The 23,610-nt window shown below is 72.1% G+C and carries 22 protein-coding genes; 11 read left to right on the top strand and 11 right to left on the bottom strand.

What is annotated here, in order from left to right; genetic code table 11:
* Positions 1 to 16 precede the first annotated feature (16 nt).
* The 5 genes from Q0P88_RS01415 to Q0P88_RS01395 all read left to right on the top strand — a co-directional run bounded on the left by Q0P88_RS01415 (position 17) and on the right by Q0P88_RS01395 (position 3,860).
* On the top strand, positions 17 to 838 hold the full coding sequence (locus tag Q0P88_RS01415) for an EI24 domain-containing protein (RefSeq protein WP_295010498.1): 822 nt from the start codon (positions 17 to 19) through the stop codon (positions 836 to 838).
* Positions 831 to 1,604, top strand: a complete 774-nt coding sequence (locus Q0P88_RS01410) for a DNA-formamidopyrimidine glycosylase family protein (protein ID WP_295010497.1) — start codon at positions 831 to 833, stop codon at positions 1,602 to 1,604. The genes Q0P88_RS01415 and Q0P88_RS01410 overlap by 8 nt, the downstream gene beginning before the upstream one ends.
* Positions 1,605 to 1,815: 211 nt before the next feature.
* Positions 1,816 to 2,223: a transferase gene (locus Q0P88_RS01405; RefSeq protein ID WP_295010496.1), complete on the top strand. Its 408-nt coding sequence runs from the start codon at positions 1,816 to 1,818 to the stop codon at positions 2,221 to 2,223.
* Positions 2,224 to 2,259: 36 nt separating this feature from the next.
* Positions 2,260 to 3,024, top strand: a complete 765-nt coding sequence (locus Q0P88_RS01400) for a LysR family substrate-binding domain-containing protein (protein ID WP_295010495.1) — start codon at positions 2,260 to 2,262, stop codon at positions 3,022 to 3,024.
* 113 nt (positions 3,025 to 3,137) lie between these two features.
* Complete coding sequence (locus Q0P88_RS01395; protein WP_295010494.1) at positions 3,138 to 3,860, top strand: glutamine amidotransferase-related protein; 723 nt, start codon at positions 3,138 to 3,140, stop codon at positions 3,858 to 3,860.
* Between the two features lie 33 nt (positions 3,861 to 3,893).
* Here the strand turns inward: Q0P88_RS01395 and Q0P88_RS01390 are convergent, their stop codons facing one another.
* A complete protein-coding gene (locus Q0P88_RS01390; protein ID WP_295010493.1) occupies positions 3,894 to 4,379 on the bottom strand; it encodes a glutaminase in 486 nt (161 codons plus the stop codon).
* Positions 4,380 to 4,625: 246 nt separating this feature from the next.
* Here Q0P88_RS01390 and Q0P88_RS01385 point away from each other — a divergent pair, with 246 nt between their 5' ends.
* Together Q0P88_RS01385 and purU are read left to right on the top strand one after the other, a co-directional pair.
* Positions 4,626 to 7,733 carry a discoidin domain-containing protein gene (locus Q0P88_RS01385; protein WP_295010492.1) on the top strand — a complete coding sequence of 1,036 codons (3,108 nt, stop codon included), beginning with the start codon at positions 4,626 to 4,628 and terminating at the stop codon, positions 7,731 to 7,733.
* A 128-nt stretch (positions 7,734 to 7,861) separates the two neighbouring features.
* Positions 7,862 to 8,725 carry a formyltetrahydrofolate deformylase gene (purU, locus tag Q0P88_RS01380; RefSeq protein ID WP_295010491.1) on the top strand — a complete coding sequence of 288 codons (864 nt, stop codon included), beginning with the start codon at positions 7,862 to 7,864 and terminating at the stop codon, positions 8,723 to 8,725.
* A gap of 27 nt (positions 8,726 to 8,752) precedes the next feature.
* Here purU and Q0P88_RS01375 read toward each other — a convergent pair whose 3' ends face one another.
* From Q0P88_RS01375 to Q0P88_RS01335, 9 genes are all read right to left on the bottom strand, one after another.
* Complete coding sequence (locus tag Q0P88_RS01375) at positions 8,753 to 9,790, bottom strand: nitronate monooxygenase family protein (RefSeq protein ID WP_295010490.1); 1,038 nt, start codon at positions 9,788 to 9,790, stop codon at positions 8,753 to 8,755.
* A 58-nt stretch (positions 9,791 to 9,848) separates the two neighbouring features.
* Complete coding sequence (locus tag Q0P88_RS01370; RefSeq protein ID WP_295010489.1) at positions 9,849 to 10,760, bottom strand: DMT family transporter; 912 nt, start codon at positions 10,758 to 10,760, stop codon at positions 9,849 to 9,851.
* Positions 10,761 to 10,829: 69 nt separating this feature from the next.
* Complete coding sequence (locus Q0P88_RS01365; protein ID WP_295010488.1) at positions 10,830 to 11,654, bottom strand: alpha/beta fold hydrolase; 825 nt, start codon at positions 11,652 to 11,654, stop codon at positions 10,830 to 10,832.
* Between the two features lie 46 nt (positions 11,655 to 11,700).
* Positions 11,701 to 12,858 (bottom strand): alcohol dehydrogenase catalytic domain-containing protein, encoded by a 1,158-nt coding sequence (locus Q0P88_RS01360; protein ID WP_295010487.1) that lies wholly within the window; start codon positions 12,856 to 12,858, stop codon positions 11,701 to 11,703.
* Between the two features lie 2 nt (positions 12,859 to 12,860).
* Complete coding sequence (locus tag Q0P88_RS01355; protein WP_295010486.1) at positions 12,861 to 13,631, bottom strand: phosphonatase-like hydrolase; 771 nt, start codon at positions 13,629 to 13,631, stop codon at positions 12,861 to 12,863.
* Positions 13,628 to 14,845, bottom strand: a complete 1,218-nt coding sequence (locus Q0P88_RS01350; protein ID WP_295010485.1) for a TIGR03364 family FAD-dependent oxidoreductase — start codon at positions 14,843 to 14,845, stop codon at positions 13,628 to 13,630. The genes Q0P88_RS01355 and Q0P88_RS01350 overlap by 4 nt, the downstream gene beginning before the upstream one ends.
* A complete protein-coding gene (locus tag Q0P88_RS01345; protein ID WP_295010484.1) occupies positions 14,842 to 16,572 on the bottom strand; it encodes an ABC transporter permease subunit in 1,731 nt (576 codons plus the stop codon). The genes Q0P88_RS01350 and Q0P88_RS01345 overlap by 4 nt, the downstream gene beginning before the upstream one ends.
* A complete protein-coding gene (gene phnC / locus Q0P88_RS01340) occupies positions 16,569 to 17,429 on the bottom strand; it encodes a phosphonate ABC transporter ATP-binding protein (RefSeq protein ID WP_295010483.1) in 861 nt (286 codons plus the stop codon). The genes Q0P88_RS01345 and phnC overlap by 4 nt, the downstream gene beginning before the upstream one ends.
* Positions 17,430 to 17,674: 245 nt before the next feature.
* Positions 17,675 to 18,601 carry a phosphate/phosphite/phosphonate ABC transporter substrate-binding protein gene (locus Q0P88_RS01335; protein ID WP_295010482.1) on the bottom strand — a complete coding sequence of 309 codons (927 nt, stop codon included), beginning with the start codon at positions 18,599 to 18,601 and terminating at the stop codon, positions 17,675 to 17,677.
* A 191-nt stretch (positions 18,602 to 18,792) separates the two neighbouring features.
* On the opposite strand from Q0P88_RS01335, the gene Q0P88_RS01330 reads away from it, so the two are divergent.
* Positions 18,793 to 19,539, top strand: a complete 747-nt coding sequence (locus tag Q0P88_RS01330) for a GntR family transcriptional regulator (protein ID WP_295010481.1) — start codon at positions 18,793 to 18,795, stop codon at positions 19,537 to 19,539.
* A gap of 24 nt (positions 19,540 to 19,563) precedes the next feature.
* On the opposite strand, the gene Q0P88_RS01325 is transcribed toward Q0P88_RS01330, so the two are convergent.
* Positions 19,564 to 20,445, bottom strand: coding sequence for an EamA family transporter (locus Q0P88_RS01325; protein WP_295010480.1), 882 nt, complete (start codon positions 20,443 to 20,445; stop codon positions 19,564 to 19,566).
* Positions 20,446 to 20,709: 264 nt separating this feature from the next.
* On the opposite strand from Q0P88_RS01325, the gene Q0P88_RS01320 reads away from it, so the two are divergent.
* The 3 genes from Q0P88_RS01320 to Q0P88_RS01310 are packed head-to-tail and all read left to right on the top strand — an operon-like array spanning position 20,710 to position 23,605.
* Complete coding sequence (locus Q0P88_RS01320) at positions 20,710 to 21,501, top strand: tryptophan 2,3-dioxygenase (RefSeq protein ID WP_295010577.1); 792 nt, start codon at positions 20,710 to 20,712, stop codon at positions 21,499 to 21,501.
* A gap of 5 nt (positions 21,502 to 21,506) precedes the next feature.
* A complete protein-coding gene (locus Q0P88_RS01315; RefSeq protein ID WP_295010479.1) occupies positions 21,507 to 22,394 on the top strand; it encodes a hydrolase in 888 nt (295 codons plus the stop codon).
* Positions 22,391 to 23,605: a kynureninase gene (locus Q0P88_RS01310; protein ID WP_295010478.1), complete on the top strand. Its 1,215-nt coding sequence runs from the start codon at positions 22,391 to 22,393 to the stop codon at positions 23,603 to 23,605. Before Q0P88_RS01315 ends, Q0P88_RS01310 begins: the two co-directional genes overlap by 4 nt.
* Positions 23,606 to 23,610: the final 5 nt, after the last annotated feature.

Here is a 23,610-nt window from a genome sequence, read left to right as displayed (position 1 = left end):
CCGTACGCTGGGCAGCATGATCCGGGAATTCCGTGCGGGGGTGGGCGCGCTGCTGCGCGGCTTCGCGATGTGGCGTTCGCATCCGCGGCTGCTCGCGCTCGGTCTGATCCCCGCGATCCTCGCGTTCGCGGTGCTGCTGGCCGTGCTCGTCCCGTTCGGTTTCGCCCTGGGACCGATCACGGCCTGGATGACGCCCTTCGCCGAGGCGTGGGCCGACGGCTGGCGCGACGCGCTGCGGATCGCGCTGGGCGCGGTGCTGTTCGTGGCGGCCGCGGTGCTGTCCGGGCTCACGTTCTCGGCCCTCGCCCTGACGATCGGCGACCCGTTCTACCAGCGGATCTGGCGGGGCACCGAGCGCGCACTCGGTGGCGAGGAACCCCGCGGCGACATCGGGTTCTGGGCGACGATCGGCGAGGGTCTGCGCCTGATCGTCCTCGGCGCGCTCATCGCCCTGCTCACCCTCCTGCTGGGGCTGATCCCCGTGGTCGGCGGACCGCTCGCCGCGATCACCGGCGTAGTGCTCTCCGGTCGTGTCCTCGCGAGGGAGCTGACCGCGCGCGCCTTCGACGCCCGTGGCGTGACCGCGGAGGAGCGCGCACGGCTCCTGCGCGGCGGACGGGCGCGGGTGCTGGGCTTCGGCATCGCCACCCAGCTCTGCTTCCTCGCGCCGTTCGGGGCGGTCGTCACCATGCCCGCGGCGGTCGCCGGATCGACCATGCTCGCGCGGAGCCTGCTCTCGCACGGCCCGACAGTGCCGCGCACGCCGACGGATCCGCGCACCCCGACGGATCCGCGCTCGCCCCGCGCCGAGGAACCGACGGAGCCGTCCCATGCCTGAGGGCGACACGGTCTACCGCGCCTCGCACCGGCTCGACCGCGCCCTGGCCGGCGGCACGGTGACGCGCTTCGACCTCCGGGTGCCGGCGCTCGCGACGCTCGATCTCACCGGGTCCGTGATCCGCGAGGTCGTCCCCCGCGGGAAGCACATCCTGATGCGGATCGGCGACCGCACGCTCCGTTCGCACCTGCGCATGGACGGCGCCTGGCATCTGTACCGACCCGGCGAGCGCTGGCGGGCGCCGGCCCACCAGGCACGGGCCATCGTGGCGACCGCCGACGCGGAGGCCGTCGGGTTCGAGGTGTCGATGCTCGCCGTCGTCCCGAGCTCCTCCGAAGGCGAGCTCGTCGGGCACCTCGGGCCGGATCCGCTGGGCGCGGACTGGGACCTCGACGAGGCCGCCCGGCGCGTCGGAGCCGATCCCCGGCCGATTCACGTGGCGCTGCTCGATCAGCGCAATGTCGCGGGATTCGGCAACGAGTACGCGGCCGAGCTGCTGTTCCTGCGCGGCGTGCGCCCCGATCGCCCCGCGACGGAGGTCGACGCACGGGCGCTGCTCGAACTCGGTGCGCGGACCATCGCCGCGAACAAGGATCGCCTCGACCGCACATTCACGGGCGTCACGCATCGGGGGCGCACCGACTGGGTCTACGGACGCGCCCGACGCCCGTGTCTGCGCTGCGGGACGCTCATCCGCGCCGGGGAGCTCGGCGCGGTTCCGACCGAGGAGCGTCGCACGTTCTGGTGCCCCACCTGCCAGCACTGAGCGACCCGGTGCACGGCCCAGCGCACGACCCGCGAGGAACCAGCGCACGACCCGCGAGGAACCCGCGCACGACCCGCGCGGAGCCCCGCGCACGACCCCGGCGCACGACCCCCGGGGGCACGACACACCGCCCTTCCGTGCCCGGGAATAGATCCCGCCGAGACGCGGTTGTTGATATATCCGGGAAAAGTCCCGGGCACGGGAGGTTTTCGTGGGCAAGAACTACGTCGATATCGAGGACGGCAAGGGCGGAACGCTGCGCTACCGTAAGCACGCCAACGGCCGCGGCCTCATCGCGAACGGTGCCAAGGTGCACCCCCAGGCGGTCGTGGAAGCGGGCGCCTATGTCGAACCGGGCGCGAAGATCGGGGCCGGTGCGCGGGTCGCGCGCGGTGCCTGGATCGAGCCCGACGCGATCGTGGGCGTGAACGCCCGGATCGACGCCCACGCCCACATCGGTCAAGGCGCCATGGTGGGCGACGGAGCGAGCGTCGGCGTGCGCACGGACGTCGGTCCGGGAGCGCGCATCGCACGCGGCGCGCGGATCGGGGACGACGAGACGGTCGGCGCCGGCATGGCGATCGACACGGATCGCAAGGGGCTCTGGCTGGCCGCCTGAGGCCCTCCCGCCGGGGCTGCCCGGTACGCTGAGCGCATGAGCAGAAGAGGCGCCTCGGGCGGTCGCAAGCCGGCACGCCCCGGGCGCCCTTCGACGCCAGGGCGAGGATCGGGTGCGAAACGCGCCGCACCGTCGAAGGCCCCCGCCAAGAAGGGATCGCCGAAGCGGGAGAAGGTCGTGTTCGACGCGCCCCGGCCGGCAGACGCCGCCCCGCGCACGCTGCGTCTCGGCGCCGTCCCCGGAGCGACCCCTGGGCGCTGGATCGACACGTGGAGCACACGGATGCCGCACGTGAGGCTCGAGCTGGTCCCCCTCGCGTTCCGCTCGCAGCGCGAGGCGCTCGTCGACGGAATCGTCGACCTCGCCCTCGTGCGCGCGCCGTTCGCCACGGAGGGGATGCACGCGATCCCGCTCTACGAGGAGCTCCCCGTCGTCGTCGTGTCGTCGGAGTCGCACCTGCTCGCCGCCGACGAGCTGTCGCCCGCCGACCTCGCCGGCGAGACACTGCTCACGAGCGCGGAGGACGTCTGGGACGATCTCGACCTGCCGACCGTGCCATCGCGCGTGCCGCCGCTGAACACCGTCGAGGACGCGATCGCGACGGCCGCGGCGGGCGTGGGGATCGTCGTCGCGCCGATGTCACTCGCACGGCTGCACCATCGCAAGGACGTCGAGTACCGGGTTCTGCGGGAGGCTCCGGTGTCGCCCGTGCTGCTCGCCTGGCCCTCGGGCTCCACGACGGAGGACATCGAGGCGTTCGTCGGGATCGTCCGCGGACGCACCGCGAATTCCTCCCGCTGACCGCGCCCGCCTCGCCTCGCCCCGGCGAGCCCGCCCCGCGTCGGCGTGCGCGTCGGCGTCGCGCGAGGTCATACCGGCGCCGGCGATCCCGCGGAGCCCCCTAGAATCCAGGGATGGCCTCGCTTCTCTACGTCGGCGTGCGCCCTGAGCTGGATGCGGCGACGGCGGAGCACGCTTCCTTCCGCATCGCCCTCGGCATCGACGCGCTCGACCGGGTCGATCTGACCGCGAGCGCGCTCCCGGACGACGTGTTCGACCGCTATGCCGGATTCGTGATCGGAGGATCCCCCTACAACGTCACCGACACGGACAAGTCCGCCACGCAGCGCCGGGTGGAGGCGGACCTCGAACGGATCGCGACCCGCGCCCTCGACGGTGCGACATCGGCGTTCTTCACCTGCTTCGGGATCGGCGTGGCCACCCGGCTGCTCGGCGGATCCGTCGACACCCTGCATCCGGAAGAGGCCTCTGCGGCGGCGATCCGCACCACCGCCGCGGGCGATGCCGACCCGGTGGTCGGACCGGCAGGACCCGTGTTCCGCGCGTTCACCGCGCACAAGGAGGGATCCGTCGACGCGCCACCCGGAGCCGTGCTGCTCGCCGAGAACGACGCCTGCCCCGTGCAGGCCTATCGCGTCGGCGACGACCTCTACGCGACGCAGTTCCACCCGGAGCCCACGCCGCGGGACTTCGCCGACCGCATGGTGTTCTACCGGACGACCGGGTACTTCGATCCGGACGCCTTCCACGCGGTGCAGCAGACGGTGCTCTCCTCCGTCGTGACGGCGCCGACCCGGATCCTGGAGCGCTTCGGGGCGCGCGCCCTGGCCCGCTGACGCATCGGGGACGCCGCGGGCGGGCGCCTCCGGTCACACGCCTCGGTCCCGAAGCAGCGCGATCTGCTCGCGGAGGTATGCGGCCAGCGGCATATGATCGGCGGCCCGGCTCCAGCGCACCATCGGGATCCCATCGACCAGCGCGATCGGCCCCGAGGCCTCTCCGCGCGCGACGGCCGCGAGGTCGACCGGGGTCGAGCCGAGGTGCACCGTCTCCCCGTCGGCGAACCCGCCGCGCGAGGCCTCGGCCCTCCGCTCCGCCCTCGCCCGGGCGGATTCCGCGGCGTACCCGCGACGCACGGGGGCCGCCGCGCGCAGCACCTCCCCCGTCGAGCGCAGGCCGTCGTCGGTGAGCAGCAGCACGCCGATGTGCCACGCTGCTCCCGCGCGCACGATCCGAGGGGCCCTCCAGCGCGAGGTCCTGGGCACTCCCAGCGCCTCCCGGGGCACGCCCTCGAGCGCCAGACGGGCGTCGGCGAGCAGAGCGGCGATATCCGCGGCCGGGTCTCGAGCGATCACCCGCTCAGCGTATGCCCGGCGGCGTGCGACGCGGCCGCGGAACGAGCGCCGTCCGGGTGCCGTCGCTCCAGGAGCGAGAACCGTCGTGCCGGACCCGGATGCGCCCGATGCGCCGGATCGCGATGTTTGCGCTCTCTGTCAAGCCGTGTGTTTGCCCCTTTTCCTCGCTTGCTTCTTGATGTTTACGCAAACTTGTGGATAGCTTGTCGCTGTTCTCCCCGCCTCGATGACGCTGCAAGGAGCCCCATGCCCACTCAACCCCCCGAGGTCCGTCGCCGCTCGCGCGTCGCCCTCGCCGCCGGCGCCGTGATCGCGGTCGCCGCCGCGTCCCTCGCTCTCGGCGCCGTCGCCCCCGCGCAGGCCGATCCTTCCCCACCGCCCGGATCGGTCCTTCCGAGCACCGGCTACACGCTTCTCGACGTCGATTCCGAATCGGCGCCCTACCCGGCACCGCCCTCGCTGGACGGCACCGCGAAAGGGGCGTTCGACGGCGACGACTCGACCCAGTGGGCATCCGCGTACAACGGGGGCTCCCCGGATCCGATGCCGCACTACCTCACCTTCGACATCGGCGGAGTGCACACGCTCACCGGCCTGGGTTACTCCGTGAAGGTGCAGGGCAACGGTCCGGCCAAGGACGTCGAGGTCCTCACCACCGACGACCCCGCCGTGGCGAAGGACGGGGCGAGCACGCAGTGGGTGTCGGCCGGCACGGCGACCTTCACCCAGCCGACGACCAACGCCCAGATCCAGTACGTCACGTTCGCGCAGCCCGTCTCGACCCGCTACGTGCAATTCCGCGTGCTCGACGCCATCAACGGCTCCGCCAACGCCTCGGCGTCGGAGCTCGTGGTCTACACGACCGACAGCCTCGCCGGCGTGCCCGCGGGGCGGCCGATCCCGAGAACGCAGTACGCGGTCGTCGGCACCGATTCGCAGCAGAGCGAGTCGGGCGACGGATCGGCGGGCGCCGCCTTCGACGAGGACTACTCCTCGCAGTGGGCGAGCGAATGGTCCCCCACGGCGACGGACTATCCGCACTGGATCACGTTCGACGTCGGAGGATCCTTCACCCTCACCGGTCTCGGATACTCGGTCAAGGTGCAGCCCAACGGTCCGGTCAAGGACGTCTCGGTCTTCACGACCGACGACCGGGACGTGGCGAAGGATCCCGCCGCGGCCGGGTGGACCGCCGCGGGGAGCGCGACGTTCGCCCAGCCGACGAGCAGCACGCAGGTGCAGAACGTCGTGTTCGACCAGCGGGTGAAGGCGCGATACGTGCGTTTCCAGGCGGCGAACGCGGTGAACGGCTCGTCCAACGCGTCCGCCGCCGAGATCGTCGCCTACTCGACCGACGACGACACGACCCCCGTCGCGCCTCCGCGTCCCGCCGCGGCGACCGTGACCACCGACTCGGTCGACGGCAGCACCTGGCGGTACCCGGACGACACCCCCGCGAGCCCGTTCGTCGACGCCGACGGCACGTTCCACTTCGGCGAGTCGCACGCGAACTACTACAACGAGGCCGACGGCAGCAACGGCGACATCCGGCAGTGGAACTGGTACACCGGAACGGACTTCGACACCGCGAAGCCGGACGACGCCCTCAACGCCGCGGGCACCAACCCCGACACCACGGACTTCTGCAACGCGAGCCCCACCGGCGTGGACTCGACGAAGGCGCCGGCCGGATCCAGCTACACCCAGCCGAACTACTGCGACATCACGCAGATGTGGGTCGATCCCGACTCGGGCGACTGGTACGGCCTCGTGCACAACGAGTTCACCCCCCAGCCCTTCGGCGACGGGCTGCACTACGACGCGATCGACTACGCGGTCTCGACCGACCAGGGCAAGACGTGGTCGATCCCCGGTCACGCGATCACCTCGCCGTACAGCACGACCCGCGGCGACACCACGGCGTTCCCGCAGCAGACCTACTCCTACGGCGACGGCGACCCGCGCCTCTACGTCGACCACGCCTCCGGCTACTTCTACGCGTTCTACGGCTCCCGCGTCGTGAACAAGACGGGCGGCTGGGTCGCGTTCTACGAGCACGTCGCCCGCGCCCCGATCTCCGGGAAGATGGCGACAGGGACCTGGCAGAAGTGGTACGACGGCACCTGGACCGAGCCCGGGATCTCCGGCAAGGAGAGCAACATGGTCCCCGTCGCCGACGACAGCGAGACGGGCTACACACCGGTCGATCAGGAGTACGACCCGAACACGCCCGGCACGGCGCAGCAGCAGATCGCGAACGGGCAGATGCCCGCGACCTCGCCGCTGTTCGTGATGGACGTCACCTACGACGCGTACCTCGGGCTCTACATCGGCCAGCCGCAGAACCCCGACCAGTCGGGCAACGCGCCGCAGGAGTTCTACGCCACGAAGAACCTCGCGACGCAGAAGTGGTTCCGCCTCGGCGACACCGGATCCGCGTACACCACCGCGTCCTGGTACCGGTGGTTCGTCGATCCCGCGAACAAGACGAGCTCCGCGATCGTCGGCAAGTCCTTCCGCTCGTACTGCTCCTTCGGGTGCATGAACGACGCGGCGGCCCAGTTCGCGAACATCACGATCGACGCCGGCCCCTCCGTGTCGCCCGCCACGGCGGTGGACACGTCGAAGGCCTACTCCGTGGCAAACCCCGACGGACGCGCCCTCGCGGTGGGTGCCGACGGGAAGAGCCTCGTCGCGGCGAGCGGGCCGGACCGCGCGCACGGCGCATGGACGTTCGCGGCGACCGGGGACGGCGCCTACACGATCGCGACGCAGAGCGGCCTGCTCCTCGGCGTGGACGGCTCCTCGACCGCGGGGAGGGCGTGGGGCGCCGGTCTCACGCTCACCACGACCGCGGGCGTCGGCCAGCAGTGGTTCGTGGTGCCCAACACGGACCCCGCCACGGGTACCACCACCGGCACGGTGCGTCTCGTGAACCGGTATTCCGGCCTCGTCCTCGGTTTGGACGGCACGACGGCGGCGACCACGCCCGGTCGCACCTGGGACGCGCCCGCGGCCACGACGGGCCAGGCGCGGGCGGTCAGGGCGGCGAGCGCCGCACCGGCCGGCTTCCCCTCCGCGTCGAGCCAGGTCATCGGACTCGCCGTCTTCGCCGATCCCGCGCCCGGCACCGGCACCGGACCGGGCACGACACCGGCGCCCGGGTCGGGGTCCGGATCGACGGGAACCGGATCCGCCTCCCCCGGCGCGACCGATGCCGGCGCTGCCCGATCCGGCGACCTGGCCACGACCGGAGGCGTACTCGCCGTCATCCCCCTGATCGCCGCCGGCGTGCTCGTCCTCACCGGGACGGGTCTGCTGGTGCGGCGTCGCCTGCGCGCTCGCCGTTCCTGACGAGTGGGCGCAAGAGAGGGGATCCGGATCGCACTCCGGATCCCCTCTCTTGCGCGGTGCCCCCGATTCGCCACCGCGCCCGCGGGCACGGCAGAATCGACGGACACCCCCGCACACGAGGAGACGACATGGCGCAGCCCGACACCGCCCGACTGCTGATCGCCTGCGACGACCAGCCCGGCATCGTCGCCGCCATCGCCGGAGTGCTCGCGAGGCACGAGGCGAACATCATCTCCCTCGACCAGCACTCCACCGACGCCGAGGGCGGCCGTTTCTTCCAGCGCACCGTGATCCATCGCGACGGGCTCGCCGCCGACCGCCCGGCACTCGAGGCCGACCTCGCCGCCGTCGCGGAGCGCTTCGGAATGGAATGGTCGCTGCACGACGCGGCCAAGCGCAAGCGGGTCGCGATCTTCGTCTCGAAGTACGACCACTGCCTCATGGAACTGCTCTGGCGGGCGCAGCGCGGGCAGCTCGACGTCGACGTGACGATGGTCGTGTCCAACCACCCGGACCTGGCCGAGGCCGTGCGCTCGTTCGGCGTGCCGTTCGTGCACATCCCCTCCGGATCCGGCCCGGAGGACAAGGCCGCCATGGAGCGCCGCCAGCTCGAGCTGCTGCAGGGCAACGTCGACCTCGTCGTGCTCGCGCGCTACATGCAGATCCTCAGCGACGACTTCATCCGCGAGCTCGGTGCCCCCGTCATCAACATCCACCACTCGTTCCTGCCCGCGTTCATCGGCGCGAACCCCTATGCCCGCGCCAAGGAGCGCGGCGTGAAGCTCATCGGCGCGACCGCGCACTACGCCACGGCGGACCTGGACGAGGGCCCCATCATCGAGCAGGACGTCACGCGGGTGACCCACGCGGAATCGGCGGCCGAGCTGCAGCGCCGGGGAGCCGACGTCGAGCGGCTCGTGCTCGCGCGCGCGGTGCAGTGGCACGCGGAGGATCGCGTGATCGTGCACGGACGCTCGACCGTCATCCTCTGACGCGGATCCTCGCGGATCCTTCCCGGCTCACGCGTCGGCGGGGAGCCCTGCCCGGAGCTCGGCGAGCGCCTCCGCCGCGGTGCCGTAGCGGGCGAGCGGTGCCGACTGTCCCATCCAGAGCGACTGCAGGTCGCCCTTCCCCTGCGCCCCGGCGAGCGCGCGGAAGCGTCCTGTGATCCAGTTCTGCGCGGGGAAGGGGGCGATGGATCCGGTCGCCTCGATCTCGTCCACGACCCGGTTGCGCGCGCCACGGGCGAGACGCCCGCTCATCGCCCGCGTGAGCACGGTCGCGTCCGCCGCCGTCGTGCGGATCGCGGCGCGGTGCGCGGCGTTCGCCGCCGACTCGGCGGTGCCGAGGAACGCGGTGCCGACCTGCACCCCCGCCGCGCCGAGCGCGAACGCGGCCGCGACGCCGCGTCGATCCGCGATGCCTCCCGCGGCGATGACGGGGACCGAGACCGCATCGACGACCTGGGGAAGGAGGGAGAACAGCCCGACGAGGGAGTCTTCGGCCGGCTTCAGGAAGGACACCCTGTGCCCTCCGGCCTCCGCACCGGTCGCGACGATTGCGTCGACCCCGGCCGCTTCCAGCGCGACCGCCTCCGCGACGGTCGTCGCCGTGCCGATCACGCGGATCCCTCGCTCGTGCGCGCGGGCCACGAGAGTCGGCGAGGGCACGCCGAACACCAGGCTGAGGACGGAGGGCGCCGCCTCCCAGATCGCGTCGAGCTGCTCGTCGAGCGGGGTCAGATAGCGAGCCGGGCGGGTGGGCGGCTCGCCGCCCACCTCGGCGAAGTACCGGGCGAGGGCCTGTACGAAGGCGTCGTGCTCCGTGGTCGGCTCGACCTCGTCGCCCCGGGGCAGCCAGAGGTTGAGGGCGAACGGCTTGTCGGTCGCCTGCCTGATCGCTGCCGCGGTCTGCAGGATCTGCGGCCCGTCGTAGCCGTAGAGCCCGAAGGATCCGAGACCGCCCGCCTCGCTCACCGCTGCGACGAGCGGGACGGAACCGAGTCCTCCGAACGGACCGAGGACGATCGGCAGGTCGAGGCCGAGGAGTGCGCTCACCCCACCGAGGCTACGCCCGCGCGCGCCGCGCCGGATCGAGCAGACCCCGCCGTGCCGCTCAGTCCGGGATCGCGGGGAACGTTCCCGTGGTCGTCGGAGGAGGATCCGAACGGCGTGCGCCGAGGGCGGCGCCGACGCTCGCGGCGATCACGAGGAGGATCGCGGCGAGGCGCAGAACCGTCACCTGCTGCCCGAGCAGCAGCAGGCCCGCGAGCGTCGCGAACGCCGGTTCGAGGGCGAGCAGGACGCCGAAGACGCGCTGGGGGATGCGCCGGAGGGCGGCCAGCTCGAACGTGTAGGGGATCGCCGAGGAGAGGATCGCGGTGACGACCGCGGGCACGATCAGTTGCGGCTCCCGCGTCACGGTGCCGACCGCGGGGACCCCGACCGGCAGCAGGGCGATCGCGCCGATCACGAGAGCCACCGACAGACCCTCATGGCCGGGGGTGACCTCGCCGACCTTGGCGCTGAGACGGATGTAGAGCGCCCAGAACGCGGCCGCGACCAGGACGAAGACGACTCCGAGCGGGTCGAGCGGCTCGGCGCCGACCATCCCGTCGACGCCGAGCAGGGCGATGCCGAGCACGGCGACGCCGACCCAGGCCCCGTCCGCCATCCGGCGGGTCAGCACGGCCGCGAGCACGAGCGGACCGAGGAACTCGATCGCCACGGCCGGGCCGAGCGGGATCAGCGCGACCGCCGCGTAGAAGAAGCCGTTCATGCCCGCGAGGGACAGCCCGAACAGGGCGGAGACGATCCACTGCCGCCGCGTCCACCGGCCGAGCTTCGGGCGCACCGCGACGAGCACGACGAGCGCGGCGATCGAGACGCGCAGCGACGTGACCCCCCACGAGCCGAGGGCCGGGAAGAGCTGCGCCGCGACGGCCGCTCCGAAGGGCAGCGAGAGACAGGATCCGACGACGAGCGCGATCCCGAGGGCGTGCTGCTGCCCCGAGATCCGCGCGTTCATCCGTCCAGCGTTTCATGGATCGGGATCCGCACGGGACATCGTCGTTCACGACAAGACGGACATCGTCGTTCACGACACGTCGGCCAGCCATCCCGAGAGTTCGGCTGCGAGCACCGCGGGGGCGTCGAGCTGAATCAGGTGCCCCGCGTCGGGGACGAGGCGCACCTCGGCGTGCGGGATCGCGGCTCGCAGACGCGTGGCGCGATCCGGAGGGATCCAGCGGTCCTCGGCGCCCCAGATCACGCGGACCGGCTCGGCGATCGAGGCGAGCAGGGGAACGACCTCCTCGGTGAAGCGCTCGTCCGCCTGCGCGATCTGCCGGTAGAACGCCTGCTGCCCCTCCTCGTCCAGCCACGGGGAGGCCAGCGTCCGGAGGTCGTCGTCCCGCAGCGGCCGATGGGCGGCACCGCGGATGTACGCCTCGACCACGCCCCGATGGATCGCCGCCGGCAGCTGCGCGAACACGTCTGCGTTCCGCTGCACCAGACGGAAGAAGTCGGACCCCCACGGCGACAGCGCGACGACGTCCACGAGGGCGAGGGAGGCGAACGAGGTCTCGTGAAGCAGACGCGCGCGCAACGCCACGGCACCTCCGATGTCGTGCGCGACGACGTGCGGACGTTCGAGGCCCCAGTGCTTCAGCAGAAAGGCGAAGAGCTCCCCCTGGACACCGAGGTCGACGTCGTGCCTCGGATCCTTCGACGATGCGCCGTAGCCGGGCATGTCCCAGAGATAGACGGTGAACCGCGCTGCGAGCGCCTCGGCGAACGGACGCCACAGGGCCGAGGACCACGGCGTGCCGTGCAGCATCACGAGCGCCGGTCCCGTGCCCCGGCGGCTCCACCGCACGGTGCGCCCGCGCCAGGCGAGATCCTTCGTCTGCTCGGAGGTCATGGACCGAGCATGACGGTGGCCACCGACATCCGCCCGCCCTGTGCGGTCAGCGCGGTGTCAACCCGACCCGCAGGGGCGACTCCGCGCCGGCCGCCCGGCGCAGCGCCTCGTCGGCCGCCGCGAGAGGAAGCACGGCCCCGACGGCGTCGGCGAAGGGATAGGTCCTCCCCCGGCCGGCCATGAATCCGGCGGCCGCCTTCAGTTCCGCAGCCGTGTAGTTGTGCACGCCGGAGACGGTGACGAGTCCGCGCACGATCCGTTCGGCATCCATCGGCACCGGATCGGCGGGGAACACGCTGCCGACGAGCACGACGGCACCGCCCACGTCCACCGCGTCCAGCGCCGCGCGCACCGCATGGCCCGACGCCTCCAGCACCAGATCCGCACCCTCCTCCGCGACGTCCTCCGGCGCCACGGCGGTGAGTCCGAACCTCGCTGCGAACGCGCGGCGAGAGGGATCCGGATCCGAGACGATCACCGCCCCTCCCTCCTCTGCCGCGATCACCGCGGCGGTCAGGCCGACCAGGCCCGCGCCCATGACGACGACCCTCTCGCCCGCGAGCGCACGGACAGGAGCGGGCGCGGTCGCGGCCGGATCCGACAGCACCCGTCCGCGCAGGACCGCGCCGCGCGAGACCGCGGCCCAGGCCGTCGCCGTGGCACAGCCCACCGGAGCGAGAGCGGCGGCGGGCAGCGCCTCGGGGACGCGCACGATCGCGGTGCCGGCCCGCAGGTGCACGTGCCCCGCGAAACCCCCGGTCAGCTCCCACCGCGGCTCGATGCGGGCGTGACCGTACTTGGCGAGCGCGCGGCACTTCTGGGTCAGCCCGGCCGCGCACCGATCGCAGCGTCCGCACGACACCGTGACGGACCAGACCACACGGTCCCCCACCTGCAGCTCCGCACCGTCGACGCCGCGCGCGCCCTCGTCGCCGAGCGCGATGATGCGCCCGACGCTCTCATGGCCCAGGACGAGCGGCGCAGGAGCGTGCCGGCGGCCCTGGACGGTGTGCACGTCGGATCCGCAGATCGTCGACATCTCGACCGCGACGAGCGCGTCGTGCGGCCCCAGCGCCACACCCGGCACGGCCAGCTCCTCCAAGGGCAGGCCGACGCCGAGCCACGCCATCGCGATCGCCGCCGGACGCAGCGGAACGTCGTGGCGGGGCACGGGCTCGGCGGGACGGACCAGCGCCGCGCGCATGCTCAGCCCACCGAGACCGGAACGGACGGCGTCGCAACCCCGGCCGACGCCGGGACCACGGGAGGAACGGCGATCAGCCCCCGCTCGACGAGCGTGGCGAGGAGCTCCGTGACGCCCGTGAGCACGGCGTCGGGGGCCGCGGCCTCCAGCGCCGCCCGGTCGTGCGCTCCGGTCAGCACACCTGCGACGAAGCCCGCTCCGGCCCGTCGCCCCGACTCCACGTCGCTCACGGTGTCCCCCACGACGGCGACGGACCGCACCGACGAAGCGCCGGCGCGCAGCAGGGCCGTCAGCACCAGATCGGGCGCCGGCCTGCCGCGCCCGGCGTCGATCGGCGACAGCGCACCGTCGACGAGGGCGCGCCAGCCGAGGCCGTCCAGGAGGGCGTCCCGCGTGACGGGCGCGAATCCGGTCGTGAGCCACACCTGCAGGCCCGCGTCGCGGAGGGCGCGGATCGTCGTCTCGGCGCCGGGGATCGGCGTGACGCCGCGCTCGGCGACGATCTCGGCGTAGGCGGTCTCGAACTGCGCGGTCGCCCGTTCCGCCGCGGCGACGTCGCCAGCGGCCAGGTGCGTGAACACCTCGATCTTCGACTGCCCCATCGTGTCTCGCACGTACTGGAGCGCCGCCTCCCACCCGCGACGGGCCGCGACGCCCGTGCGATCCGCGGCCCGGCGGAACGCCTCCTCCACGACGCCGTCGTCCTGCACGGTCGTTCCCGCCATGTCGAGGGCGACCAGTTCGATCGGGGTGGATGCGGTGCGCGTGCTCATGCGTTCTCCTCCTGGGGGATGTGCGAGGTGGGGTCGGCCGCGACGGCCTGCGCCGCCGCGGCGAGGGGATCCGGAACCGGCCCGGCGGCCTGCCAGCCGAAGGCGCGGGAGGCCTCGGTCTCGGCGAGCCCGAGGCCGGTGGTCATGCCGATGCCGGTCGTCGCGGCGAGCACGAGCACTCCGGGCGCCGGCTGCTCGACGAGGAACTCCTCCGCCGCGGAGGCGTAGACCCCCTGCCAGCGCTCGAGCACGCGCAGGCGCCGGATGTCGAACAGCGCATGCACCTCCTCGAGGAAGGCGTCGAAGGCGGTCTCGGGCTGGAACGGATCGGGCTGGACTTCCCTGCGGTGCGAGTCGCCGAGGATGAGGGTGCCGTCGGGCAGCTGGGTGTACATCTGGTTCAGGTCGAGCGCGGCGAGATCGGGACGGCGTGCGTGCAGACGCTCGCGCAGGGCGCCCGCGGTCCGCAGCCGGGCGAAGCGCGCGTACCGCACGAGCGACCAGCCCGTCAGCACCGGGGCGACGAGCGCCCCCGGCAGGTCGACCGCGACCCGCATCATGTCGAGCGCGCACCGCACGACCCCCGCACGTTCGGCGAGCTCCGGAAGAAGCTGGTCGATGTCGTGATTGACCGCGACGATCACGTCCTCCGCGAGGAGATCCCCACGGGCGGTGCGTACGCGCCCCTGCTCCACTCCGATCACCGCGGTGCGGAAGCGGAACTCCACGCCCTCGGAGGCGAGCAGCCGCACGATCGCGGCGGCCGCCTCGCGGGGGTTCACCTGCAGATCGCCGCCGACGAGCGCACCGCCGCGCGCGACCTCCGGGCGCACGGGCGCGGCGGCGAGCACCTCCGAGGGGCCGAGCAGGCGGATGTCCTCGCCGCCCGGCGCATGAGCGGCCTCGTCCAGCAGCATGAGCTCGTCGAACTCCCGCGCGACGACGAGGGTGCCCGACTCGCGCAGCCAGAAGCCCGCGTCCTGCGCGAGCCGCCGCCAGATCCCCCGGGAGACCTCGCCGTACGCCCGTGCCGCGCCGTCCTGCGCGCCGATGCACAGATGCCCGAAGTTGCGCACGGTCGCGCCGATCGGGCGTTCGGTGCGGTCGACGACGACCACGCGCTTGCCGCGTCGCGCGGCCGCGTACGCCGCCCCGAGACCCACGATCCCGGATCCGACCACGGCCACGTCGAACCTGTCGCGCGGAGAGATCATCGGAACACCTTCCTCATCCACATCGCGAGCCCCTCCACCACGAGCACGGTGACGAGGATCATCAGCACGATCGCGGTCACCACCGCGTACCGGGAGCCCTGCCCGGCGTTCAACAGGTAGTAGCCGACGCCCCCGCCGCCCACGATGCCGAGGATCGTCGCGGCGCGGATGTTCGTGTCGAGCATGTAGAAGCCGTGCCCGAGGAGCGCGCGGACGCCCTGCGGAACGGTCGCGGCGGCGTGGGTCTGCAGCCGGGTCGCGCCGACCGCGCGCAGGGCGCGTTCCGGCCCCCGGTCGACCTCCTCGAAGGAGTCGGCGACGAGTTTGCCGAGCAGCCCGATCCCGCCGATCGCGAGGGCCACGATCCCGGCGGTCGCGCCGAGGCCGGTCACGACGATGAGCACGATCGCGAGGATCAGCTCGGGGATGCCCCGGATCCCCACGAGCAGCACGCGAGCGAGTCCACGCACGCCCCGGGTGGGCGCGACGTTGCGCGCGGCGAAGGATCCGATGATCAGCGACGGCAGCAGGGTGAGCACGGTCGCGGCGAGGGCGATCGCGATCGTGTCGCGCATCGCGCCCACCATGACCTCGGCGTCGTAGTCGCCGAAGCTCGGCGGCCAGAACTTCGCCGCGGTGTCGGGGAACCTCGCCCACACCGTGAGGAGGTCGCCCCACTGGATCTGGCACACGAGCACGCTCGCGACGACGATCGCGCCCGCGACGCCCCCCGCGACCGCGTTGCGGCGGCGCTCGCGGGTCCAGGGGCGGCGCAGGGCCGTCTCGGGCGTCGCCGCCCAGGCCGGGGCACGATCGCTCCCGCGTGCGCGGCGAATCCGCGGATGCAGGATCCGGTCGATCCACGAACGGGTCTGCGCCGTCTCGCCGAGCATCGCGCCGCGGACCGCGCTGGACACGATCTCCATCACGACGCACAGCACGAAGATGATCAGGGCGATGCCGAGGCCCCGCCCGTAGTTCAGCGCCTTGAAGGCGTACGACATCTCCAGGCCCAATCCGGCGACGCCGACGTAGCCGAGGACCACGCTGCCGCGCAGGTTGATGTCGTTGCGGTGCAGCACGGTGGCGACCCAGCTGGGCAGCACCTGCGGCAGCACGCCCGCCGCGAACTGCTGCAGCGTCGTGCCTCCTGCAGCCCGGATCGCCCGGCGCGGTCCCTCGTCGATCTGCTCGATCGCATCGGCGAACATCTTCGAGATCATGCCGATCGAGTGCACCCCGATCGCGAGGATGCCCGGGAGCGTGCCGAGGGAGAAGACGAGGACGAACGCCATCGCGAGCACGACGTCCGGGATCGAGCGGGTCAGCACGCCGACGAATCGCGCCGCTCCCCGCCAGATCGGACCGGGGGTCGTGTTGGCGGCGGCGAGGTAGGCGATCGGCACCGAGACGACGGCGGCCAGGAGGGTCCCGAGCAGCACCAGGCCCACGGTGAGCGCGATCTGCCGGAGGAGGTCGAGGGGTTCCGGGAAGCTCAGGCCGCCGACCCGGGCGAGGAAGCGCTCCGCGTTGCCGCCGCTCTGCAGGACACCCGCGAGCGAGAAGCCGCTCTGGCCGAGCGCGACGATGCCCGCCCCGACGAGCAGGACGAGGGCCGTGACGGCCGCGATCCGCTCCGGGGAGGTCCGCGGCCGGGGTGCGCGCGCAGGGACGTCGCCGACGGGTCGCGGACGACCGGGCCGGGTCGGAGCGGCGAGCGCGGTCATGCGCGCGTCCCAGTGGCGACGGGCACGCCGCCGACCAGGGAAGCGGATCCTGCGCCGAGCTCGTCGGCCACGACCGCGAGCTCGGCGGTGGTCGTGGCGACCCGGCCGTAGATCTCCATGACCTCCGCCTTGCTGAGCCCGGTCGTCGAGGTGTCCAGCACGATCTCGCCGTGGCGCAGCCCGACGATGCGGTCGGCCCAGCTGATCGCGAGGTCGACCTGATGCAGGCTGCACACGACGGTGAGGCCTTCGTCGGCCGCGATCTCGCGGATGAGGGCCATGACCTGGTCACTGGACTCGGGGTCGAGCGAGGCCACCGGCTCGTCGGCGAGGAGGATCTCGGGTCGCTGCATGAGGGCGCGCGCGATCGCCACCCGCTGCTGCTGTCCCCCCGAGAGGGTGTCGCTGCGCTGATACGCGCGATCGAGCAGACCGACGCGCTCCAGGTGACCGAGCGCACGCAGCTTGGCTGCTCGGGAGTAGCTCCACAGGCCCAGACGCGGACCCCGCACGGTCGAGAGGGAGCCCGTGAGCACGTTCTCCAGCACGGTGAGGGAGGGCACGAGCTCGAATTGCTGGAAGATGAAGCCGACCCGACTGCGGAGCGCCCGCAACGCGGCGCCGCTCAGGGAGGGGACCGAGGATCCGAGGACCTCGACCGTGCCCGCGGTCGGCGTCTCGAGGCCGTCGAGGTGGCGGAGCAGCGTCGACTTCCCGGATCCGGAGAGTCCGAGCAGGACGACGATCTCCCCGCGCTCCACGCTCAGATCGGCGTCCTTCAAGGCGGTCGTGGCGCCGAAGCGCTTGGTGACGCCGGAGAGCCGGATGACCGGTGCGGACAGGTCGGGGGTGGTCATGGTGTTGCGCTCCTGGGTCTGGGACATGGTCGTCGTGCGGGTCTGCGGGATCCGCCCCTCTCTGGGGCCATCGTGCGAGGCAGCCGGATCCGCCCCCGTCGGGGTCGTTGAGCGAGGCAGCCGGATCCGCCCCCGTCGGGGTCGTTGAGCGAGGCCGCCGGAGGCGACCGAGACGAAACGCGGCATCCGTCGAAGACCGCGTCCCGCCTCGCCCGCTGCGCCCGCGCGGGGCGTGCTCCGTCAGCTCACTTCTTGCATTGGTCGGCCTTGGTCTTCTCGCAGATGTCGCGGACGATGTCGTAGTACGCGTCGTCGACCGGCTTCGTGGCATAGAAGGTGGCCTTGAACGCGTCGCTGTCGGCGTTCTTGACGCCGGCCTTGACGATGTCGTCGATCGTGACCTGCTTCAGCGCCGTGACGACCTTCGCCGAGACGTCCTTCGGCAGCGTGGAGTGGAACACGATCGGCGCTCCGGGGACCATCGTCTTGTCGACCACGGTGACCTTGTCGCTCTTCGCGACCTCGGAGTCCTCGGCGAAGCCGGCCTCGCACTCCTTGCCGTCGCCGACCTTCTGCACGCTGACGTCGTGCTTGCCCGCGAAGACCGGGGTGACGCCCGTCTTCGGGTCGATGCCGTCCTTGAGCAGGTTGTAGCTCGGGAACAGGTAGCCGGACGTCGAGGACGGATCGACGAAGCAGACCTTCTTGCCCGCGAAGTCCTTGATCGAGGTGATCGAGGATCCCTTCGGCACGATCGCCTCGGAGTAGTAGCCGGGCTCCTGGCCCTGCTTGGTCACGATCGAGGAGATCGGGGTGAGCTTCGCGCCGGCGTTGGTGGCGGTGACGTAGGTGAAGCCCGAGAACGAGGCGACGTCGACCTTGCCTGCGACGGCCGCCTCGATGAGAGCCGCGTAGTCGGTGGACTCGTGGTACTCGACCTTCTTGCCGGTCTCCTTGACGAGGTAGTCCATGAGCGGCTGGTAGTTGGTCTGGGTGTCGACCGAGTCGGGCACGACGCCGAAGACGAGGGTGTTCGCATCGACGGCGTAGCCGCCGTTCGGCGCGGCAGCCGCAGTGGAGTCACCGGAGGCGTTGGCGGCGCCGGAGCAGGCGGCGAGGCCGAGAGCGAGGACGGCGGCGCCGGCCACGGCGGTGAGAGCACGGAGCTTCATGAGGACCTTTCGAGTGCGGAGAGTGCAGGGCTGAGGTGGTGCGGAGGGATTCCTCCACGACTCTCGCAGGGTCGAGATCGAGATGTATACCTATCTCGGCACCGTTCCCCGAGTGTTCACCCCCACGATCCCGCAAGTGAACAGATGAGAAACGAGATCGGCGAGACTTTCAGACGAAGTAGTATGCCTATGTGCCCGAGGTTGTCTACACCCAGATCGCCGACGAGCTGCGCGCCCGGATCGCGTCGGGGCAGCTCCGCCCCGGCGACGCCGTGCCCACGGAGGCCGAGCTCGCCGATCGATGGCGGACGTCGCGCGGCCCGATCCGCAACGCGCTCGCGACGCTGCGCAGCGAAGGCCTCATCGAGACGGCCCGGGGAAGACCCGCGCGGGTCGTCGCTCGCAAGGCGACCCAGGCCGTCGACGTGTCGGTGCCGTTCACGCGATGGGCGCGCGAGATCGGCGCGCGCCCTGGCGCGAGGACGCAGGAACTGAGCCTGCGCAGGGCGGGGGCGGAGAAGGCGCAGGCGCTCGGCGTCTCTCCGGACGACACGATCGTCAGCGTGGTGCGCCTGCGCTCGCTCGACGACCGCCCGACCATGCTCGAGCGCCTCTTCTACACGGAGGACGTGGGCCGTCTGCTCTTCACGATCGATCCCGACTCGGTCTCCCTCACGGAGTTCCTGGCCTCCCAGGGGCATCCGATCGTGGGGCTTCAGCACGAGATCGACGCCGTCGCCGCCGACGAGCAGGACGCCGCCCTCCTCGAGGTACCGACCGGGACGCCGATCCTGCGCCTCAGCCGCACGTCCCGCGACGCCTCGGGCCGCGTCTTCGAGGCCAGCGAGGACCGCTACCTCTCGCGCTTCGTCCGCTTCACGGTGTCGGCCTCGGGGATCTCGGCCGACGGTCAGTACCTCCGCGCGGTGGGCGGCTGATCCCCCCGGCGACGGCCGACCCGCTCACACGGCCAGCAGCGCGATCCCCGCGACGACCACGGCCGACGCCCCGACCCGCCATCCCGGCCTGCCCTCGCGCAGCACGAAGGCGCCGAACAGGCTCACGAGCACGACGCTCACCTCGCGCAGCGGCGCGACCAGGGCGACCGGCGCGATCCTGACCGCGTTCAGCACGAGGATGTACGACAGCGGGGACAGGATCCCGAAGACGAGGATCCGGCGCCAGTGCCGGCGGCCGAGCGCGGCGACCGCGCCCCACTGCCCCCGCACGGCCACGGAGTAGAACGGGATCTGCAGGAGCGCGGTGCCGACCATGAACGCGACGGGGGAGAACCCTTGCGTGCGCACGGCGGACGCGTCCCACACCGTGTACGCCGCGATCGCGACACCCGTGAGCAGCCCGAACAACAGCCCGGGGTCGATCCGGCGCCGCCCGTCCGATACCGCCGGACGCACCGTGCCCGCCCGATCCACGAAACCGATCGCGACGATCCCGGCGATCACGATCGCGACGCCGGCCAGGGCGAGTCCGCTCGGACGCTCCCCGAACACCGCGATCGCGACGAGGACCGACAGGAACGGACCCGTGCCGCGTGCGGTCGCGTAGACGGTCGAGAGATTGCCCACGCGATAGCCGTGCTGGAGCACGACCATGTACCCGACATGCAGGATGCTCGAGACGAGCACGCCGAGCGCGAAGGTTCCGAGATCCGAGGTCCCGAGTCCGCCGGTGAACGGCACCGCACCGACCCACACCACCGTGCTCGCGACCGCGCCCCACCAGAGGAACGGAGAGCCCGCGCGGCTGAGGCCGTGCGCGAGGACGTTCCACGTCGCATGCGCGAGAGCGGCCGAGAAGACCAGCACGAAAGCGAGAAGAGACAAGGGGCACCATTCCGCCGCGAGGCGCCCGGCGGGGACCCGGCAGGCGCCGTTCGCCGGCTTCGCCAGCCTAGGTGGCCTCCCGCGCGACCCCGGGCGAGCGCCGCGCGGCCCCGACCCAGCGTGCGCACTGGGCGCCCGATTCTCCCGGCGGACGCCTCGGATCGCGATGGGATACTGGGTTCCATACCCAGACGAGGAGGTCATCCGGTGGCGGAGAACGAACGCGCGCTCGAGGACGGGATCGTCACCGACCTGCGGGATCGGATGACCTACGGCTCCTATCTCGACCTCGATCGCCTGCTCGGCGCCCAGCATCCGGTGAGCGTGCCGGAGCACCACGACGAGATGCTGTTCATCATCCAGCACCAGACCACCGAGCTGTGGCTCAAGCTCGTGCTGCACGAGCTCGGCACTGCGCGCGACCGCCTCGCGGACGACGATCTGCGCTCCGCCCTCAAGCACGTCGCCCGGGTCAAGCACATCCAGGAGGTGCTGACGCAGCAGTGGTCGGTGCTCGCGACCCTGACGCCCACGGAGTACGCGCAGTTCCGCGGCGACCTCGGCAACTCCTCCGGCTTCCAGTCCGTGCAGTACCGCGCCGTCGAGTTCGCGCTGGGCAACAAGAACGCCCGCATGCTCGGGGTCTTCGCCGACCACCCGGGAAACCTCGCCCTGCTCACCGCCGAGCTCGAACGTCCGACGCTCTACGACGAGTTCCTGCGCCTCGTCGCCCGGCGCGGCCTGCCCGTGCCCGCAGAGATCCTCGACCGCGACGTCCGCGAGCCGTACCGCATGCACGACGACCTCGTCCCGGTGTTCCGGGAGATCTACGAGAACCCGCACGAGCACTGGGACCTGTACGAGGCCTGCGAGGAGTTCGTCGACGTCGAGGACAACTTCCAGTTCTGGCGCTTCCGGCACCTGCGCACCGTGACCCGCACGATCGGACGCAAGATCGGCACCGGCGGATCCAGCGGCGTCGACTTCCTGCAGCGGGCGCTGGATCTGACGTTCTTCCCGGAGCTGTACGCGGTGCGCACCGAGATCGGTCGATGAGGCGCATGGCCGAGGGCACCTACATCGGCGGCTTCACCGACCACCACGTGCATCTGCAGCTTGTGGACCCGTACCTGCTCGAGCACGGACGGCTCGGACGGGTGCTGGATCTCGGAGCCGCCCCCGCGGAGATCTCCCGGTTCGCCCGGTTCGTCTCCGAGCGCTTCGGGGACGACCCGGGCGGGGTCGCCGTCTCGTACGCCGGCGCCTTCCTCACCGCACCCGGCGGCTATCCGACCGACCGCGCCTGGGCGCCGGAGGGGTCGGTGAGGGAGATCGGGTCGCCCGGCGACGCGACGTCCGCGATCGCCGAGATGAAGGACGCGGGCGCCTCCGTGATCAAGATCACCAGCAACAGCGTCGCCGGGCCGGTCTTCTCCGACGAAATGATCGACGTGATCGTGCGCACGGCGGACCGGTTCGGTCTGCCCGTCGTGGCGCATGCCGAAGGCCCCGGCCAGGCGGAGCGCATGCCACGGCTCGGCGTGCGCGCGCTCGCGCACGCCCCCTTCACCGAACGGCTGAGCGACACCGAGGTCGCCCGGCAGGCGGGACGGATCGCGTGGATCTCGACCCTCTCGATCCACGAGGGCGACGCCAGAGAGATCGCGATCGACAACGTCCGCCGCTTCCACGCGCACGGTGGAACGGTCCGCTACGGCACCGACATGGGCAACGGTCCCTCCCCCGTCGACCTGAATCCCGCCGAGGTCGAGGCGCTGCGCGAGGCCGGGGTCCGCGGTGCGGCGCTGATCCGCGCGCTCGTGCCCGTCGCGGCATCGTCCGGACGTCGCTTCCTCCTGCCCGCCCGCGACGCGGATCCGTTCGAGATCCGCCCCGCCGACCCCGAGACGGCGACCGCCGTCTCGCCGAGCCCCGAGGGGATCCGATGACCGAGCACCTGCTCACCGCCGCCCGCGCCCTGGATGCCGCGGATCCGCTCCGCCACCACCTCGACGCCTTCGTGAAGGCGCCGGGGGTGAGCGCGTACCTCGACGGCAACTCCCTCGGGCGCCCGCTCGCCGTCGTGCCTGACCTGCTCGACCGATTCGTGCGGGAGGACTGGGGCACCCGGCTGATCCGCTCCTGGGACGAGCAGTGGATGGCGCTGCCCGAGCGGGTCGGAGACCGCATCGCCGAGGTCACGCTCGGCGCCGCGGCGGGTCAGACGATCGTCGCCGACTCCACGAGCGTGCTGCTCTACAAGCTCATGCGCGCGGCGGTCGCCGCCCGGCCCGGCCGGTCGGAGATCGTGATCGAGGCCGGTAACTTCCCGACCGACCGGTTCATCGCCGCGGGCGTCGCCGCCGAGACGGGCGCGACGCTGGTGTGGGTCGAGCCCGACTCCGTGCGCGGCGTGCAGCCGGAGGACCTGGACGCCCTGCTGAATGAGCGGACCGCGCTCGTCGTGCTCAGTCATGTCGACTACCGCTCCGGCGCCCTCGCCGACATGGCGGCGATCACCGCCCGCGTCCACGATGCGGGCGCGCTCATGCTGTGGGATCTGTGCCACTCGGCCGGATCGGTGCCGATGCGGCTGGACGCGTGCGGAGTCGATCTCGCCGTGGGCTGCACATACAAGTACCTGAACGGGGGCCCCGGCTCTCCCGCGTTCGCCTACGTCCGCGCCGACCTGCAGGGCGGGATCCGCCAGCCCATTCAGGGATGGTTCGGAGCGGCCGACATCTTCGCGATGGGGCCGGAGTACGCACCGACTCCGGGGATCCGGCAGTTGCTCAGCGGCACCCCCGCCGTCACGTCGATGATCGCGATGCAGGCCATGCTCGATCTCATCGCGGAGGCGGGGATCGATGCGGTGCGGGCGAAGTCCGTCTCCCTCACCGACTTCGCGGTGCAGGTGTTCGACGAGCAGCTCGCTCCGCTCGGCGTGCGGTTGCTCAGCCCCCGCGACAGCGCGGCCCGCGGCGGTCACGTGACGATCGGCCACCCGGACTTCCGCGCCATCACGCAGCGGCTCTGGGGCGAGGGCGTGATCCCCGACTTCCGTTTCCCGAACGGGATCCGGCTGGGGCTCTCCCCGCTCAGCACCTCCCACGAGGAGACGCTGCACGGCATGCTCGCGGTCCGCGACGCGCTCGGCTGATCCCC

It is taken from the genome of uncultured Microbacterium sp. (assembly GCF_945952435.1).
Classification (GTDB): domain Bacteria; phylum Actinomycetota; class Actinomycetes; order Actinomycetales; family Microbacteriaceae; genus Microbacterium.
Note: the sequence above shows the minus strand (reverse complement) of the source record. Positions and strands in the feature narration are given on the sequence as shown.

Excerpts from the sequence above, each read along its gene's own strand:
- Q0P88_RS01370 (WP_295010489.1), bottom strand. The coding sequence starts at position 10,760 with ATGAACGCGCGGATCTCGGGGCAGCAGCACGCCCTCGGGATCGCGCTC.
- Q0P88_RS01355 (WP_295010486.1), bottom strand. The coding sequence starts at position 13,631 with ATGAGCACGCGCACCGCATCCACCCCGATCGAACTGGTCGCCCTCGAC.
- Q0P88_RS01320 (WP_295010577.1), top strand. The coding sequence starts at position 20,710 with ATGACCTACGGCTCCTATCTCGACCTCGATCGCCTGCTCGGCGCCCAG.
- Q0P88_RS01345 (WP_295010484.1), bottom strand. The coding sequence starts at position 16,572 with ATGACCGCGCTCGCCGCTCCGACCCGGCCCGGTCGTCCGCGACCCGTC.
- Q0P88_RS01335 (WP_295010482.1), bottom strand. The coding sequence starts at position 18,601 with ATGAAGCTCCGTGCTCTCACCGCCGTGGCCGGCGCCGCCGTCCTCGCT.
- Q0P88_RS01385 (WP_295010492.1), top strand. The coding sequence starts at position 4,626 with ATGCCCACTCAACCCCCCGAGGTCCGTCGCCGCTCGCGCGTCGCCCTC.
- Q0P88_RS01395 (WP_295010494.1), top strand. The coding sequence starts at position 3,138 with ATGGCCTCGCTTCTCTACGTCGGCGTGCGCCCTGAGCTGGATGCGGCG.
- Q0P88_RS01310 (WP_295010478.1), top strand. The coding sequence starts at position 22,391 with ATGACCGAGCACCTGCTCACCGCCGCCCGCGCCCTGGATGCCGCGGAT.
- Q0P88_RS01360 (WP_295010487.1), bottom strand. The coding sequence starts at position 12,858 with ATGCGCGCGGCGCTGGTCCGTCCCGCCGAGCCCGTGCCCCGCCACGAC.
- phnC (WP_295010483.1), bottom strand. The coding sequence starts at position 17,429 with ATGACCACCCCCGACCTGTCCGCACCGGTCATCCGGCTCTCCGGCGTC.
- Q0P88_RS01365 (WP_295010488.1), bottom strand. The coding sequence starts at position 11,654 with ATGACCTCCGAGCAGACGAAGGATCTCGCCTGGCGCGGGCGCACCGTG.
- Q0P88_RS01350 (WP_295010485.1), bottom strand. The coding sequence starts at position 14,845 with ATGATCTCTCCGCGCGACAGGTTCGACGTGGCCGTGGTCGGATCCGGG.
- Q0P88_RS01410 (WP_295010497.1), top strand. The coding sequence starts at position 831 with ATGCCTGAGGGCGACACGGTCTACCGCGCCTCGCACCGGCTCGACCGC.
- Q0P88_RS01400 (WP_295010495.1), top strand. The coding sequence starts at position 2,260 with ATGAGCAGAAGAGGCGCCTCGGGCGGTCGCAAGCCGGCACGCCCCGGG.
- Q0P88_RS01415 (WP_295010498.1), top strand. The coding sequence starts at position 17 with ATGATCCGGGAATTCCGTGCGGGGGTGGGCGCGCTGCTGCGCGGCTTC.
- Q0P88_RS01315 (WP_295010479.1), top strand. The coding sequence starts at position 21,507 with ATGGCCGAGGGCACCTACATCGGCGGCTTCACCGACCACCACGTGCAT.
- purU (WP_295010491.1), top strand. The coding sequence starts at position 7,862 with ATGGCGCAGCCCGACACCGCCCGACTGCTGATCGCCTGCGACGACCAG.